The following is a 16394-nucleotide window of genomic DNA, read 5'->3' on the forward strand; positions in this document are numbered from 1 at the left end:
GCTTATGTACCTCCTAATATATGCGAACTATTAATTAGCCAATAATTGTCTTATACATTATATCAGCTAGGGTACATGTGAATATAACGGATTATTTGTATAACTTATTTTTAAAATGGATATATTAAAAAAATATACCTAATAATTCCTTGGCGTACGAAATTCTTGTTATGTTGGCAGGACCCCATCGCTATCAAGCTAAGAAAATATAACTACCCCCAGAACAAGATTTTATGCTAATTTGTAATAAAAAAGCTCATTTTTTCGTTTTGGGGCTGATTTGTATTCTTAAGTTGAAGGGGATGTGGGGTAACCCCTATAACAAGATTGAATAATATTATTCAATCTTCTTGGGCGTTTGCAAGTAGAGGTTAATATGTTGTAAAAGCAAAAAAAATAGGGAGGATTGACGAAGCACTTTGTCCGAAACTGGGTGTTTCTGCCCATCCCCCGAAAAGGGGGAATAAGACAAAATATAGCATATTAATATACAAAAGAAAAGACACCCTAAGGTGCCTTCCTCCGACTTGAACCACTTTAATTTTAATAATATGTATTGGACGCCAATCCAAATATTATTTTACCATGTTTAGTTGTTTCGTACATTGAGAAATGTTGTTTAAAGCTATATTTTATTGATACCTTTTTGTTATGTATTTTGCTATATTGTCATAATCCCCATAAATAAAATTCCCATTAATCCCTATAAAATTAAGTTCCTCTAGAATTTTTTCTTTGTTGTTAATGACAACTACTTTATCGGGTACAATCCTTTGTATGCCTTCAATATAAGGATTCTTTATAAATTCTCCACTCTGAAGATAATTTTGATATATAAATAACCCTTGTTGGTTACGTCCTCGTTCAAAAGTCAATATAGGAGCATATTTAAAATTAGGAAGTATATTTAACCATGCACTCTTATTCACTACTGGTCGATAAGATATACCTTGTAATATTTTTTGCAGATAGGCAGTGTAGATAAATACCGGCCAAGAAGGATTTTGTATTTTTTTATCTACTTTTTTAAATCTATCTAATTCTAACAGTTTCATAAAAGAATCAAAGAATGCAGTTTCATATCTACCTTCTTCATAAGGAGGGAACTTATTTATATCCAAGATAGGCATGTACGGCATAGGGAAAATTTTAATATGTTCATGAAAATCAGTATTTAGTTTTTTAAAGTACTTATAAAATAACTCGGGATATTCTGTTTCGAATATTAAAAACGCACTATACATATCTAGGAAGATATCGTCATTATCAGATGCAAGTAGTTCTAATACATTTACATCTTCAAATTTAGTTAAAATATTTGTAATGTCAATAAATTGATCTTTGAATAAATACAAAAATCCCCTTTCTTCATCAAGCTGAACTTTATTTGTATCTTTCGGATTTTTATAATCTTGACATGCGAAATATAGTGCTACTAAGGGTGATGTAGTTACATCAATGAGGTTTGTTGGAATCCCATGATGTTGGGAAAAAGCAGAAAAATGGGTACGTTCATCAGGTGTTAATTTGTACCAAACTTCCTTTTTAAACTCTTTTTGCATATTAAGAAAGGTACTTGCACCTTTAATTCCTTGTTCTGAATTATAACCAGGGTGTGTTGTATTTCTTAAGCCAGAAGAGAAGGTTTCATCATAATTGGTCGGTTCTCCCCTAAATAAATAATTTGTAAATTCCCCGCTAGCTAATAAATCTATATAGGGGTTCAGCCGAGATATGTGTAAAACTAGGTCACAGGGATACATTATTTACCATTAAGCGTTTTTTGAGGATATTGGGACCTACAATATGCGAAAAATGTTTAAATATATTGGTTTTACAAGCAAACAAAGGATATTGCTATGCTACAAGAAACTCGCAACCATAGCACACCACAAATTAAATTAAAATATATTGGCATATAAAGAAGAAAAGGATAATATACTTGATACATTCCGCATCTAATTTTAATTATATGCTTCTTTATTTTTCAAATACATCTCACAATTATATTAATTTTTAACTATTTCAAAAAAATGTTTACCTATTTCTAATGAAAATATGTATTTTAGTATATAGTGTATTGATTTCTATATTGTTTTGGAGTAGCCTCGGTGTATTTTTTGAAAATCTTAGTAAAATAGCTTTGACTATTAAAATTGAGCCAGGTACTGATATCCAATAAAGAATAGTTAGTTAAAGTTAAAAGTTTTTTTGCTTCTTCCACTTTTTCTCGTTGAATATATTCACTTAAAGGCATCCCTACCTCTTTTTTGAATAATGTAGATAAATACATGGGATTCTTGTCGGTAATATAGGCAAGTTGTTTGAGGGATATCTCTTGATATATGTTTTTTAAAATATAATTTTGACAAGTAATAATGGTTTTCGAATAATTTCTCACGCTATATGTTTTTACGTGTTCTGTAAAAATACAAAAAGCTTTTTCTACTAAAACTAATATGGAGTTTACATCATTTAATTTTTCAAGGTTTTGTATGTATAACTCACTAAGTGAAAAAGCGATCTCTGAAGGCAGACCTCCATCTATTGCATATCTAGTAGCTATAGCAATTCCAGCAATCGCTTGATTTTTTCGATTTCTTAACTCACTCGTTACGCAAAAAACTCCAATTTTTTTACGAGGAAATGAATTCCAATATTTTAGTAATTTTTCTTTGTTCCCAGCTTTAATTGCCTCAAACATTTTGGTTGAAATTGATACCTCATTACGCACATAATCATTTTGATGACAAACTGAAATATATAAATCAGGATTTTCCACCTTACAGGTAGTACTTTTAAGATATTTATTTCTTTCCACAACGGTGTTAACGTCAATTTTTTTAAAATAAATCATGTAATACAGTAAAATACTAACATGAATCAAGGTTGATTTTTTTATGATTGGTATTGACTGATAATAATGCATTACTTCTTGTTTACTTGTAATGACATGGAAATCATTCATTATTCTATTTATTATTTTTTCTAATCGTTCTGAGTATACAGCGGGCCCGATGATAAAAGTTCCTTCCATAGCGTCCTTATTTCTCATGTGAATTAAAATGAAATGTTCGAGACAATCAGTTGTTCGAATAACCGGAAAATTAAAAGGATCGTCATCCCAATAAAGCTCATTTAGCTGTTCTTCTACAGAGGAATAAAACGGGTTAGGGACAGCACTTGATATATATTCATGAACAATATTCTTGTTTTCATCTAAAAAACGAACAGGTATCTCGAATGTTTGAAATAACAAATGGCAAATATAATCTTTATTAATCGAATAATTAGTATTTTTCATAATATACACCTCTTAGATAATTATAATTTTAAGAATTATGGTTACTATACAATTTATTTAATGATTATAATTACTAACTTAATCTCGTATAATTACTAAATTTAAGTAAAAATAGTTATAAATTTCTAATTATTTTACCAAAAAATAACTAAAATTTCATGTAATATTTGTAATGCCAGTAAGTATTGATAAAAGGAGGAGTAATAATGGCTATTACAGATATTGAAAAAGCAACTATTGGGAGATCAGTGAAAAAATATAATGCAATCCCTGGTATATCTTTTACATTAGTAAGCCCAAAAGTGAATACAACCAATAACATCAGCATTAAAATGGAGTGAAATTTGAAGTGAGGTACTGCATAATGAAATATAGCGGTTTTCCTACAGTGAGTGATTATAGAAAAAATAAAATTTCTTCTAATAGGAGTCAAGCTAACAAAATGTGAATCTTAAATATACTGGTATTTGATTTTGTTTATCTTAATATATTGTTATTATTAATAAATTCGTATTGTTTTTATAAAAAAACAAATATTAGGGAGTGGATTGGATATGAAAAAGAAAACAATATTATGTAGTATAATAGCTAGTACCTTACTAGGTGGTGGTACTTTGGTTAATACCGCAAGTGCTGCTGAAATCCCTAAAGAAAACAATAATATTGTAAATTATAAGGATATTCGACAACAAGGAGCAATAATAGACATTGATCAAAAAATTGACAATATGCTAAAAGCCATCCCTCTAGATCTTTTTGGTTTTAGCGCTTTTCGTGATGACGAGAGGGAAGAAAAGTTTAATGTAAGTGGAATAAATATAAAAGAAACGAATGCTACAAATATAACACCTTTATTTTTAGGACAAAATACATTTAACAACGCTTCAGATTTAGAACAAACATATAATACTAGTGAGTTTAGTCAATCCATTACTCAAGAAACATCTACCACAACACAGTTAGGATTTAATGCTTCAACAACTGCAGGAGGAAAAGCAGGCATACCTTTTGTAGCTGAGGGTGAAGTATCAGCTACACTTGAATTTAATTATTCTCACACAGGTACAGACACTTCAAGTACAACTAACACTATTACAGCACCTTCACAATCTGTTAAAGTGCCGGCACATAAAATATACAAAGCTGAAGTTTATTTTGAAAAGAAAAAAACTTCAGGTCAAGTAGAAATGTATGCTGACATTCTGACACATGCAAACCAAGGACGTAACCGCATGACTATAGGCGAAGCTCTAGATAAAACAAAAAATAAATATGGCTTAATTAAATCACCTAATGATCCAGATCAAGTTCGTGCAAAAGGAAATGGTCATTTCACTATTGAATATGGTACAAACTTAATAGTAAAAACATATGATATAACATCAGGTCAAAAATCAGCAAAATTAATAGATACAAAAACAATTTCTTTAAAATAAAAAATAATTATTAAAAAGTACGAAGTCTATTAATATTAATAGACTTCGCATCAAACACTAAATAGCAATCTTTGAATTAATAACATTGATAAGAAGACATTGCGTATATTTTTACAGTATTATACTAGCAAAAATAAGAAAGGGTCTGCTCAAACTTAAGCAGACCCTTTTCCTACTTGGAGTACAGACAGCAAAACGGAAAAATTGCACGTTAAATCTTTAAACCTTGATATTCTTTGGTGGGAATGGAATTATTACTGAAAATGATCCAGTAGAACAAGAAAAACGTATTAAGTATAAAGATCTCGTTGCTTATGCAGTCATTTTTCAAGATGGTATTGCTATAACTATGATTTTATGAGACCTCAAAACAGAGGGATATCGATTCTCACGAGAAAATCTGGTGATGTTAAGCCCATATATGACGAAGCATCTAAAACGTTTTGGCGATTATGTGATTGATTTACAAAACATTCCGTAACCAATAGAAGAGAATATAGCTGTATAAAAGATAAACAGGTCAATCGTCGGAAATAAATTCCAGTCTATAACCCATATTTACACGTATCTCGGCTGAACCCCTATATACCCATCCAAGTATTATTTTTCCTAATGAATAATTGGTATATTCTGTCTTAATCCGCCTTTTCGTGGGATGGGCAAAAACACCCAAACTACAATTTTAAGCTGATTATTCTCTTCTTTGCAGGAATTCCTACTAGTGTGAAATTATCCTAGGAGTGATGCGGAATGTGAAATTTCAGTTACCGAATTTTTTAGATTCTAATTCTCTCCAAAATACAACATAACGATGAAGGGCTTCTATGCTTTTTAATCCTAGGTATCGTTGTATTTCTAATGGTTTCATACCTTTCTGTAAAGAGTTTAGTATCCAACGATTCCGTAACATCGTAGCCGTTACATGGATACCTGCGCGCTTTATTTCCTTCTGTAACATTCTTTGTATAGCGATTTTTGTTAATGCTGCAGGCGCATCTTCGCTATAATCCCAACGGAAAGTCTGAGGTGCGAAATCAAATGCGACAAAAAGAGGATCGTTACTCTGGTGTCTTGGCCGGATACTTTCTGGAATGTCATATATATAATCCATAATTAGTTTTTGGTCCTCTTTTAATAACGTAATAGGGCGTTTGTGAGCGCTGGTTTGTCCAGGAGTAATAATACCTTCAGTGAGTTTTAAATCTCGCATGGAAAGTGTACTGATATCCTGGATAGATAAACCATACTGGATCATAAAACGGATTAAAAGTATGTTTCGGTTTAAAATATGTACTCTTCCGGAAGATTGGTATTCACTCAATCCTTCTAAACTTTGTATCGTTTTCATAAGCTTTTTTATTTCTTTATCTGAAGCGAAATTTTTAGCTGTAAGAGGTGTTGGTGTTATATCACTCTTGAGATCAGCTGTAGACCCATGGAATTGTAAGTAATTAATGACCACGCCTTTAATTCTTTTAATGTTACTTGCAGAAGACTTACGCTCTTTTTGTAGCTTGTTTAAGAATTTGTATAGTGCATTTGCATCAAATTGGTAAAAAACATCTTGTGAAGGCTCTGAGAAGCGTTCGCTGATCCAGGCAATGAATAGGGATAAATCGTATTTGTATCGATTTACTGTAGAGTTTTTGCGCCCTGAGGTGAGAAGAAAACTCAAGAAAGCATCAACAGTATCTTGCCAATTCATTTTTCAAACCCCACTTTCATAAAAATCGTGTACCGCAATTATAATATATAAAATAGACACCAGCAATAGGGGTTTCTCGTCTTTGTACTTTGTTGTTTTCATAAGAAGGAATCGTTGCTGTATCCTTTTGAGAGGCTTTACATTCAACAATGCATTCCCTATTCTTCGCTTTTTTCTGTCAAAAAAACGGAAATTTTGCGGTTTCTACGTTAAAACAAAAGCAACACTTATAAATCTTAATTTTTAGTAAAAGTTCTTCCTTAAATCATTAAAAATAAGAACGGAAACAGAAGTATGATTTTAAACCGTTCGATCGTTTTGTAGGTGAAACGTGTGCAAATCTGTGCTAATTCAATAGAAGTAACAAAGGGGATTAGTGACTTCGTATTAACGGTGTTATAATGGTGCTACAATGCATTAATAATGCTGTTATGAAGGGAGGGAATTTCGATGGACTTCGGAAAATTTTCGGGACAAGTTAGTAAGGAATTAGATGTGAATGGAAATACTTTACGTGTTTGGTGTTTAGAACTAGAAAATGCTGGATATAAGTTCGAACGGAATAATCGCCAACAACGGATCTATTATGAACATGATATTGCGATCCTTAAAGAAATGAAGGTTTTAATGGCGGACGGAACAAGAACCTTACAAGAAGCGATATCCATATTATTAGAATCATCTCTTTCTGTAGTCGACGATAATGCACTAACGCATACCGTTAACGATAATGATGGTAGTGAAGTAACGCCATTACAACGCAATAATAACGCCGTTGGAGTTGCTTATGCTCTCTTAGAACAAACAAATGAAAAAGTGGCAGAATTGATAAAACAACAACAAACTATCGCTCTACAAAATCAAGAGATTTTAAATGTTATCCATAAAGACAACGAAGAAAAACAACTAGTTATTCAAGCTGTCTTTGAAAAACAACAACAAATCATCGAACAGCAACAAGATATACATTTACAGAATCAGAGCATAACAAAAATGTATTTAGATGAACGCGAAGAGAAATTGAAGGAAAGACAAGAAAAAAATGAACTGAAAGAACAATTCTCTGTTATGCAAGAAAAAATGAACGAAATGCTAGAGTTCGTTCATCAGCAAAGTGAAGAAAAAAGCAAATCATTCTTTAGTAAGTTTTTCTCCAAAAAATCTAAACTTTAATCTACTTTAAATCACCTTCTGGACCATGACATGAGATGCTCATGCAAACGATTATGAGTTTGCATGTAGTTAAAAAGATGTTGGGTATATAGGTAAAAAACAGTGAGTGTCTGTCAATCAAAGTAAAAAAGCTCCCGTGCAATCGAGAGCTTTTTTACTTATCAACCACTGACTAAATTCATTGTCACAAATCAGATTAAGCTTCCCATAGTTTAAAAGTATTTACAACATTGTTTAATTCGTATTTTTTTACAAAATTCCATAAATAATCGTAAACAGATTGCCCATCTTCAATCGGGGACTCGCCTACAAGAGATGCCATAAGTTCAATTTTCCCCATAATATTATGGAACTTTAGCCAATATCTCTCTCCCGATTCATCCATTTCTAATTTTAAAAAATCGTTGATTAAATCCGTAAAGATACTGTTTATCGACTCTGAAGTGAGTGTAATTGTTTGAAACTCCATTATTATCCCCCTTTTCAATTGTAAATAATGGCGATTCTTAAGTGAATTCGCCGAATAATCTAATAATTATTCCTCAAAAAAATAAGGAATAGCTGGATTCCCTATTTTCTATATATAAAATTTTTTTACTCACAATCAATTTTTAAGCGTATGGATCATCTTCTAAATCTTCAATTTGGCTCCATGCCTTATGTTCCACTTCTCCTTGGGATTCTTTTAGGGAATCCCCTGTCTTCGCTTCTTCTTCGCTTGCTCGAACAACGGATTCCTCTTGAACTTCTGGAATACTTAACGTTGATTTTTCAACAGTTTCTGGAGCAATTACCGGTAATGGCTTCGCTCCATTTTCCATTGCAAAAGTATACTTTCGAGGTAAAATTTCTGAAACATCAACATTTCCAATTTGTTTATAAAGTTGCTGTGTTGCATACAGAAAGAACATTGTAAGGTCACTTTGTTTATTGATAAAATCTAGCATTTCTGGAGAAACGTCTTTTTTCAGATAGACGTTTAATCTATCTCCACTTTTATACAATTTTCGATTCATTATTTTTCACCAGCTGTTGTAGCTAACGCTTTTTCTTTTAACTCTTCAAATCGTGGTGAGCAAGTATATACAAGTAATCCTTTAGCATTTACAAAAATAGGATCTTTCAAGAAAATCACGTTTGTTAAACGTCCTTTTCTCGCCAAGATTTCTTGTAAACTCTCTTTAATGATAGCTGATCCACCACCGTAAATAAACACATATGGATCATCTTTCATATCATCTATTTTGTTAATAAGGTCTGTAGCAACTCTATTAGCTAATCCTATTAAAGCCCCTTTTGAAACCGTTTTGAGCCTGATATGACGTGGGTGTTCAGAATCTAGATATATAGAATTGAATTCCGCAATACTATCGATTGTCTTTTGTTTGTTCTCTTGATTCCAAACAGTCATGATGTCTAATAAAGTTTCTTTCACACCATATGGTAATCCTTTACTTAATTTGTGTTTAAAACTAACACCTTGAGAAACTACTTCTTCTGTAGTACCTGCACCAATATCAAACGATAACAATGTTTTGTTAACAAAATCAACTTCCATTGTCTTTTTCTCATTATCCGACACTTCAACTTTTCGTTTGTTTACCGTTCCATCTACATCATATACAATACTCCATGCTCCCGCTGCTGCTTCCGGTAAACACTTGCAATACTCAACTTCAATATTAACTGTTACCTCACGTCCGCTAGGATGATGGTATGTAACTTTATGACGATCCATGTAGCGATTCGCCAATTGTTGAGCTTTTTCTGGAGTAATAGTTGCAACTGGAAGCGCTACTCCAAGATCATAAGTGACATCAATTTTATCTGTATCAGGTTGGTTTTTCATTGCTCCAATTGCTAATCCGGCTAATGTCACAATAGTAACAAGATCATCATTGGACTTATCGGATTTTTTCTCCATTTCAATACCTGATAGTCCTTCCTCTAACACCATTTCTCCAATTACATATCGTAAACCATTTTCCTTTAATGCTGGAGAGCTGATAGTAATATCTATATTTTTTTCTAACTCCGAAACTGGAATGTCTTCTTCAGTAACAATTCCAGTCGATGGTCCAACATAATGTGAATAAATACTTGGAATAAATAAAGGTTTTTGCCCTTGAATGATTAATTTTAAACCGCTATTACCTGTATCCGCACCTGCTTTTAAAACTGTCATATGTAAAACCTCCTAAAGTATCTTTGTTTTATTTCTTAGTTTCATTATAATACCAATTTTAATACAAGTCAATACAAGTCAATACAAGTCAATACATTTTTTGTATTGACTTGTATTGACTTGTATTGAGGGATATTGAGTTGTATTGACTTTTATTTCATAAATACATATCTAAAACTTTGAAAAGTTCAGCAAAAAAGAGGTTTTATTTTCGTTCGTGCGAGCTCCTAATCATCTCCGCATACTGTTTGTATGCGGATTATTTAAAAAGCGTTAAAAACGAATATAGACACCTTAAAACGTTTGATAGATTTCAACACTTACTTCCATAGTCTTCAATAAAACAAAAAAGTCCTGTGTGATGATTGTTTGCAATTATCACACAGGACTTTTTTAGATTCCAATTTTAACTGTTGGATCATTCAAATCCGCATAAATTTTTCCGAATGGTGCTTCCTTCATTTCATGATACGTTGTGATATAGATATCATAACGTTGTTTTTTAACCATCTGGCCATTTTGTTCAACTTCATATAATGGTGGTTGTGCCGCATCTTTTAGATGCCTTAATAGTTCTTTCTTCCTGGATTCATCTCTTGCTATAAATATCAATTTCCAAAAGTTAACGGGATAATCAAATCCAACATGCACGTCATACGCCTTCAACATTTCTTCTCCCCGTTGAAAGAAATCATTATAACGAAGGACTTTTTTTAACACAACGTCCTTTGAGGCATAAGAACGTTCCATTTCTAACATAAGACCAGCTCGCACCATGTCATTTGTTTTTGGTCCAACTATGGCAATTCCATCCGGCCGTAAAATATCTTTTGGACTTTTAGTATAGCGGTACGTAGCCCTTGCCTCATTGATCCATTCTTTATAATCGTATCGTTCATCCGTTTTTGACGCTAAAGCCATTGAACATTCTATATGACCTAACATAAGACTATGATACACAAATGTCGGAACTCGCTTACTCCATTTACTATTCCAATGTACTTCACCAATTAATTCCTCTGCCATTTCCACACCGTATTTATCTAACGTATAAACACCAAACGGCCTACGACTTTTAGTTTCAACATTTTTAACAGTTGCTGGGACAATCATACTTCTTTTTATATAACCATTGTCCTCTAATCTTTTTAAGCGTTGGTATACAGTAACTTTAGCAAATCCGCTATAACACATCTTCCAAATATACTCAAAATCAACATAGATATGGCGATGTATATCTACAAATAATTTAAAGTCCTCTTCCGAAAATATAACATGCCCCATTACAATCAATTCCCTTCTCTAAAACAAGCTATCTCTTACTATCGGTTGTTTCTCTTCCTGTCCATCTACTAAATTTGGTTCTTGCTCAAATACAGCTACAGGAACTGTTCCTCCTTCATTTGTGGTACTTCCTTCAGCTCTATTCACTCCTTCTTCTAATGTAAAAATAGAGTCTTTACTTAGATTCACATATGGTTGAGGTTGAACTTTTTCTGTATCTGAAGATGAAACTGTGAACGGTAAATCCCAATCACTCTCACGTTCTGAATTTCCTTCTACATCAAATATATATTCTTGCGTCACAATATCTTCATTTGTTCCCATGTCTCCAGTATGCTTATAGTCTTCTTCCTCTAAGACAAGAATAGAACCTTGTGATTGTTCAGCCTTTTGGAGTTGGATTGCTTTTTTCTCTTCTTTCTGTAGCTTGATCGCTGATTTTCCATACAAGAACATACTAATCTCATTATCTATTTCATCCGCATGTTTCCCTCTTTGTTCCAGTTCTTTCATTTTAGCTTTTGTCCATGTATCAGCTTCAGCTTGCTTCTGTTTGTCCCCATATGTTGCTACTTCACCATTTGGTAAATACTTATCAAGTGGTGGAACATTGACAGTACACCATATATCCTGTTCTTGGCCACTTACTACACCTTGTGTCTGAATAGCTACAACACGAGGGGGGAGGTTTTGTAAATAATAGGCACTAAATTGTCCTTGTGTGATTTTTTCCAATTCGTTCGCACCCGATGATCCTTGCTTACAAATAAAGAAATTCGCGCTTATGTCTTTTAAAGCAAGAGTAAGCTCTCTATCTAGCTGATCCATACTTTGTGTAATCATCCATAAAGCTACACCAAGAGAACGTAATTCCGCTATGATCGTAGGTAATATAGGCACTTTCACTTTATGACCTTCATCAATAAAGGTACAGTGTGTTCTATTTACATCTTTTCGTTTCTTAGAAAGCTCATAATACTTGTTCATAATATAATTGACTGTTAAATCAATATCCATCTTACTCATGCCAGAAAGATCAAAGAAAACCAAATGTCCTTCATCCATCCATTTGCAAATGTCTAGGCTAAATCCGGTTTGACCATACATTCGTTTTAAATACACTGTATTTCTAAAGATATCTAAACGATTCAAAATCGCTTGTTTACTATCTTCTAACGTGGTATCCACTTCATTTTTCCAAAAGTTCAGATAGTATTGTGTATCTGGTCCCTCTAAATTTGCAATGACACGTTCCCTAAATAATTCATCACTTAGAAACTTACCTACACTTAAAATCGTGTGTTCTTGCTCTCGATCGCATAAAAGCGTCCCGATAATTGCTTTTAATAATCGTTCTGTTTGTTGCGCATGACCAGGTATTGTATGTTTAATTAGTGTCATAACAGAATCAACAACACTTTGTATATCTTCACCCTCAAAACGGTGCATTAAGTTCAATGCTGGAGGGTGCTCTGTATCCCGGAAACGAATATAATGTATTTTGCTCCAATCAACTTTTTTCCCTTCCTGTTCCGCTTTCAAAAGACGATTTAACATAACAAATGACAATTCTGGTTTTGGATCAAATAAAGTAAATCCATCGGCATTTTCTTTTCCTTCCAGAACTTGATCGATAATACTTTGTAATACACGTGCTGCAATGGTACTTTTCCCTGATCCTGTACCACCTGTAATACTACCGTGTTTACGAAATTGCACGGATGGAATTGCAACTTCACGCTCTGTAAAGTAAGGGTGTTTTAAATACCCAATTGTAAGACCTGTTTGTAAAACTTTTGGTGGTAATAATTCCTCACCACTTTTCAAATACACAATCTTTTCTTCTTTTAAATTGTTAGACTCACTCTTGATATTAGGTAAATGTAAGACATTCAAGAGTTCTGATCCTGTCCACATCATGTTTCCATACTTCGGCTTTGGAACAGCTGGAATGACGTTCTTTCTTTTTTTCTTATAACGTAATTCATTGGTACTGGCCATAATACTTTCCACCATATGACCTAAATGTTTAATCGCGTCAACACCCTCATACTTTTCACTTGCAAACGATACAGCAACCTGAAAAGTAACTTCACTACCAGAAACACGATCTTTTAAAGCCTTCAGCTGTTTATCTTCAAATACGTCTAATCCTTGCCCTTTCTTTTGCTTTCGCAACTCTTTTTCAGCATTTCTAATATTCTTTTTTAATTTATAACCATTGTCTGGAGAAAACGAAACATCTACCCATGTTTCTTCTGCAATGTTATTCATCAGCTGAAAAAGTATATCTTTTTTATATGTCGCTAAAGGGAGCATGGCTTTCCAGTCTTTTTTTACAAAAACAAGACGACCACCTACAGCTTTTTTTGAGGGGAAAGGGACTTCCTCCATGCTTTGCGGGTATATTTCAGCATGTGTATATCTACTTTGAAACGCATTAATAATTTGTTTAATCCCATCTTTTGGTCCACCTACATAGATACGAACTTTGGAGAGTTCATCCTCTTTTGGTCTGTACATCATCATTCGGTACCAATCGCGCCCCTTACATAATCTTTGTAATGGTTTTCGCTTAGATCGATGAACTTCTTGAATCATTTGGTTTAATGCATCCACATCCTTCGATTGAAAATCTGATTCATGTGGAATGATTAACGCATATTGATAATTTTTTCTTTCTAATCGTGTCAAAGTTATTTTTCGAATGATGTTTAAAACAAAAAGTACAATCATACTCCAAAATAAAATCTTGAATCCGAAAACAAGATCCGGAATAAATTCTTTGACCTTTAAAATAATTTTGTCTCGAAAATAATATGCACCACCAGCTACTACAACTAAACCAAGTTCAATTGGATGTTTCTTGATTAAAGTATCCAAGGTCTTTTCTAATTCTCGTGAAAATTTGTCTTGTGACATATGGGGTCTCCTCCTTGCTTTGATGATATGGAGGGACGGACAGTATGCAGGAGTAATAGAGTGTTTGGGTAGTAGGGGAATAGAGTCCATATAGAGTGACAATATACATAGAGCTATACCGTGAAATGCGAATGAACAGACGATACGGCCATATATAGGATGACATGAATAGACAGATACCCGCCGCCCCCACATATGCAGTTTTAAAGATTTCTTTGGCTTGTTATAGTTTATGATACTTCGTAGTCATAACTAAAACAAGAAGAGTTTGGAAAATTATACGTATTTTTAACAATTTTCATTGTATTCGCTTACATCCCTGATAAATATGACATAAAGCCGACTTTTTCGGAACATAATATCCCATAATTGAAGCAAAATCTTATATGGACTTATTATATGTTATTTATGATCCATTTATGGATTATTGAATGAGTTATTATGTGTTTTTTTATACACACTAGATTTTTAAATTGATAGATATGTATATATTTTTACGTAATACAGATGGTGAACAAATAAATAGGTTTTTACGCCCAATGTTCGGTTTTAGAAAGATAAAAGAAAATGGCCAAGAATTTTGTAAGATGATCTATTCATTAAAATTTCTTCATTTTTTTAAGTATAAAGAACAATTATAAGTATGAATTTCAATACTAAAAATAAAATAGATCAAATACATATATAAAGTAATCAAATAAATATATAGACGCATGACGAAATCTGAAATCCATTGGGGGAGTAAGAGGAGTGGACCGTACTTAAAAATTATATCGAAATATTAACAACACACAAAAAATCAACCCAATAATTAACAATACACAAAGTTAATTACATGTTATTCTTCATACTCACAAAAGAGTTATCCACTTATCCACAATACACAATCACTGTATCGTATTCTGGAAAAAGTGGATACAACAAAAAAACAGTAGAGATTGAAGCAGATCTCCACTGTTTTTTTGTTCTTAAACTAGAAATAGAGTTTTATATATAACGCAGCCATGACAAATAGCCTTGTCCTTTTAGATTTTTTTGAACAAGGCTCATAATATATTTGTTTTTTAAAATTAACTATGACGTAATGCGTCCGGTACGTCTATGTCATTAGATATTAGATTTCCGATGATTTCAAGACGTGTATCATCATCTAAGTATCTCTCATTCCATTCTGTGAGAGATTCACGCAATTTTGCGCGTATAAATCCACCAATAGAGTTTATTTTTTTCTTCGTTTTCACTACATACTCCTGGAATTGATCCAATGCGTAGGTCATGGAGTATGTCATTAAGTTTTTTTGTAGTTTAGGGTTGTACACAAATGCAGCAATTTTTGATATTTCATTCTTAAATGCAACATGAATATCTTTACGATCTTTGCTTGTTAAAGATACATGAGCTGTATTAAGGCGAGATATTGCTTCTTTACGCATTTTTGCTTCAGCTTGTCTGAATTTTGCACGGTCATTTTCAACAACACAAGCTGGATTCATTCTAACTTCAAAATTTATAATTACAATTTGTTGTATTTTCTTACGAATTCTCGTTATACGTGCTTCCCGTGGGTTTCGTACTTTCTCTGAAATAACTTTAAAATCAAAAATAGGTGCAATAATATCTAAATACTGGCGAACCTTTTTTGCACTTCGACCAAGACGAACTTTTAAAGTCTTCATAGCACGAGTTAATGTGTAATCTTCAACAGAATATTTATTTCTATCTTTGTCCAGGGCACGTGTAAAAGCATTAATTAAATTTAAAAGCTCAATAATGCCTTTATTATCCCGATGTGTTACTAATTCTTTTAAAATAGAAGTCTCTAATAAATAATTAGGAAGACGGCAATATGATAGTTTTTGTGTTTTGTCTGTAGATTCTTTTGCGGTACGATTTAACCTATCATAGTTACAAATTTTATAATGAGGAATCTTCCCACCAACAAGAATTTCTTCCACTAATCCTTCAGTTTGTAAAATTTGAAAGCCAGTATGAATAGTAGAATAGGGAATACCAGATGCCTTTTCTAGCTCTTTTAATACAAAATTTCTAGGTAATATCCCTAAATCATCTACTTTGAAATGAAGTAATATGTAAGTAGCTAAAGCAGAAGCGGGCAAAGCATAGTCTTTGAGTTTGCTATTATCAGTTAGAAACTTACGACTTTCATCAAAAAACTTTGGCCCATGCATGAGGAATTGCTGTTCTTTTTTCTTTTTTTCTGTGAATTTCATATTTGTTCTGTGTGCTATTTGATCTACATCGATGCCACTTGTGAAATCTGTAGCAACTACGTTTTCAAATCCTAACATAGAAAAAACCTCCTATAATTTCCACCGGAAAAAAAGAGGTTTTTGTTCACTTTATATATACGGTATGATATACTTT

At 32.7% G+C, this 16394-nt stretch carries 12 protein-coding genes and 2 pseudogenes; 5 read left to right on the plus strand and 9 right to left on the minus strand.

Annotated elements, in window-relative coordinates; all coding sequences use genetic code 11:
• Positions 1-632: 632 nt before the first annotated feature.
• Positions 633-1763 carry an FRG domain-containing protein gene (locus tag MR143_RS28755; RefSeq protein WP_242281120.1) on the minus strand — a complete coding sequence of 377 codons (1131 nt, stop codon included), beginning with the start codon at positions 1761-1763 and terminating at the stop codon, positions 633-635.
• A gap of 13 nt (positions 1764-1776) precedes the next feature.
• On the opposite strand from MR143_RS28755, the pseudogene MR143_RS28760 reads away from it, so the two are divergent.
• A pseudogene (locus MR143_RS28760) lies at positions 1777-1962 on the plus strand (hypothetical protein); the annotation flags it as partial.
• A 103-nt stretch (positions 1963-2065) separates the two neighbouring features.
• Here MR143_RS28760 and MR143_RS28765 read toward each other — a convergent pair.
• Positions 2066-3304 carry a helix-turn-helix domain-containing protein gene (locus MR143_RS28765; RefSeq protein ID WP_242281121.1) on the minus strand — a complete coding sequence of 413 codons (1239 nt, stop codon included), beginning with the start codon at positions 3302-3304 and terminating at the stop codon, positions 2066-2068.
• 206 nt (positions 3305-3510) lie between these two features.
• Here MR143_RS28765 and MR143_RS33080 point away from each other — a divergent pair, with 206 nt between their 5' ends.
• The 3 genes and pseudogenes from MR143_RS33080 to MR143_RS33580 all read left to right on the plus strand — a co-directional run.
• Entirely contained in the window at positions 3511-3645 is a 135-nt protein-coding gene (locus tag MR143_RS33080) for a hypothetical protein (protein ID WP_277932554.1), read from the plus strand.
• Positions 3646-3858: 213 nt separating this feature from the next.
• A complete protein-coding gene (locus MR143_RS28770; RefSeq protein WP_242281122.1) occupies positions 3859-4740 on the plus strand; it encodes an ETX/MTX2 family pore-forming toxin in 882 nt (293 codons plus the stop codon).
• 229 nt (positions 4741-4969) lie between these two features.
• Positions 4970-5221: pseudogene (locus MR143_RS33580) on the plus strand (Tn3 family transposase); the annotation flags it as partial.
• Between the two features lie 279 nt (positions 5222-5500).
• Here MR143_RS33580 and MR143_RS28775 read toward each other — a convergent pair.
• Entirely contained in the window at positions 5501-6445 is a 945-nt protein-coding gene (locus MR143_RS28775; protein ID WP_242281123.1) for a tyrosine-type recombinase/integrase, read from the minus strand.
• Positions 6446-6895: 450 nt separating this feature from the next.
• Here MR143_RS28775 and MR143_RS28780 point away from each other — a divergent pair, with 450 nt between their 5' ends.
• Positions 6896-7618, plus strand: a complete 723-nt coding sequence (locus tag MR143_RS28780) for a MerR family transcriptional regulator (RefSeq protein ID WP_242281124.1) — start codon at positions 6896-6898, stop codon at positions 7616-7618.
• Between the two features lie 196 nt (positions 7619-7814).
• Here MR143_RS28780 and MR143_RS28785 read toward each other — a convergent pair whose 3' ends face one another.
• The 6 genes from MR143_RS28785 to MR143_RS28810 all read right to left on the minus strand — a co-directional run bounded on the left by MR143_RS28785 (position 7815) and on the right by MR143_RS28810 (position 16318).
• Positions 7815-8087, minus strand: a complete 273-nt coding sequence (locus MR143_RS28785) for a hypothetical protein (protein WP_242281125.1) — start codon at positions 8085-8087, stop codon at positions 7815-7817.
• Positions 8088-8229: 142 nt separating this feature from the next.
• A complete protein-coding gene (locus tag MR143_RS28790; protein WP_242281126.1) occupies positions 8230-8634 on the minus strand; it encodes a hypothetical protein in 405 nt (134 codons plus the stop codon).
• Positions 8634-9803, minus strand: coding sequence for a ParM/StbA family protein (locus MR143_RS28795; protein WP_242281127.1), 1170 nt, complete (start codon positions 9801-9803; stop codon positions 8634-8636). Before MR143_RS28795 ends, MR143_RS28790 begins: the two co-directional genes overlap by 1 nt.
• A gap of 393 nt (positions 9804-10196) precedes the next feature.
• Positions 10197-11087, minus strand: a complete 891-nt coding sequence (locus MR143_RS28800) for a replication-relaxation family protein (RefSeq protein WP_242281128.1) — start codon at positions 11085-11087, stop codon at positions 10197-10199.
• Between the two features lie 18 nt (positions 11088-11105).
• Positions 11106-14009: a helicase HerA domain-containing protein gene (locus MR143_RS28805; protein ID WP_242281129.1), complete on the minus strand. Its 2904-nt coding sequence runs from the start codon at positions 14007-14009 to the stop codon at positions 11106-11108.
• A 1070-nt stretch (positions 14010-15079) separates the two neighbouring features.
• Positions 15080-16318: a hypothetical protein gene (locus MR143_RS28810; protein ID WP_242281130.1), complete on the minus strand. Its 1239-nt coding sequence runs from the start codon at positions 16316-16318 to the stop codon at positions 15080-15082.
• Positions 16319-16394 lie beyond the last annotated feature (76 nt).

Origin of the sequence: Bacillus cereus group sp. BfR-BA-01347, from assembly GCF_022663835.1 — a bacterium.
In the GTDB taxonomy this organism is placed as follows: domain Bacteria; phylum Bacillota; class Bacilli; order Bacillales; family Bacillaceae_G; genus Bacillus_A; species Bacillus_A thuringiensis_K.

Coding starts and splice junctions, on each gene's coding strand:
- MR143_RS28790 (WP_242281126.1), bottom strand. CDS start 8,634: ATGAATCGAAAATTGTATAAAAGTGGAGATAGATTAAACGTCTATCTG.
- MR143_RS28770 (WP_242281122.1), top strand. CDS start 3,859: ATGAAAAAGAAAACAATATTATGTAGTATAATAGCTAGTACCTTACTA.
- MR143_RS28755 (WP_242281120.1), bottom strand. CDS start 1,763: ATGTATCCCTGTGACCTAGTTTTACACATATCTCGGCTGAACCCCTAT.
- MR143_RS28810 (WP_242281130.1), bottom strand. CDS start 16,318: ATGTTAGGATTTGAAAACGTAGTTGCTACAGATTTCACAAGTGGCATC.
- MR143_RS28765 (WP_242281121.1), bottom strand. CDS start 3,304: ATGAAAAATACTAATTATTCGATTAATAAAGATTATATTTGCCATTTG.
- MR143_RS28780 (WP_242281124.1), top strand. CDS start 6,896: ATGGACTTCGGAAAATTTTCGGGACAAGTTAGTAAGGAATTAGATGTG.
- MR143_RS28800 (WP_242281128.1), bottom strand. CDS start 11,087: ATGGGGCATGTTATATTTTCGGAAGAGGACTTTAAATTATTTGTAGAT.
- MR143_RS28795 (WP_242281127.1), bottom strand. CDS start 9,803: ATGACAGTTTTAAAAGCAGGTGCGGATACAGGTAATAGCGGTTTAAAA.
- MR143_RS28805 (WP_242281129.1), bottom strand. CDS start 14,009: ATGTCACAAGACAAATTTTCACGAGAATTAGAAAAGACCTTGGATACT.
- MR143_RS33080 (WP_277932554.1), top strand. CDS start 3,511: ATGGCTATTACAGATATTGAAAAAGCAACTATTGGGAGATCAGTGAAA.
- MR143_RS28775 (WP_242281123.1), bottom strand. CDS start 6,445: ATGAATTGGCAAGATACTGTTGATGCTTTCTTGAGTTTTCTTCTCACC.
- MR143_RS28785 (WP_242281125.1), bottom strand. CDS start 8,087: ATGGAGTTTCAAACAATTACACTCACTTCAGAGTCGATAAACAGTATC.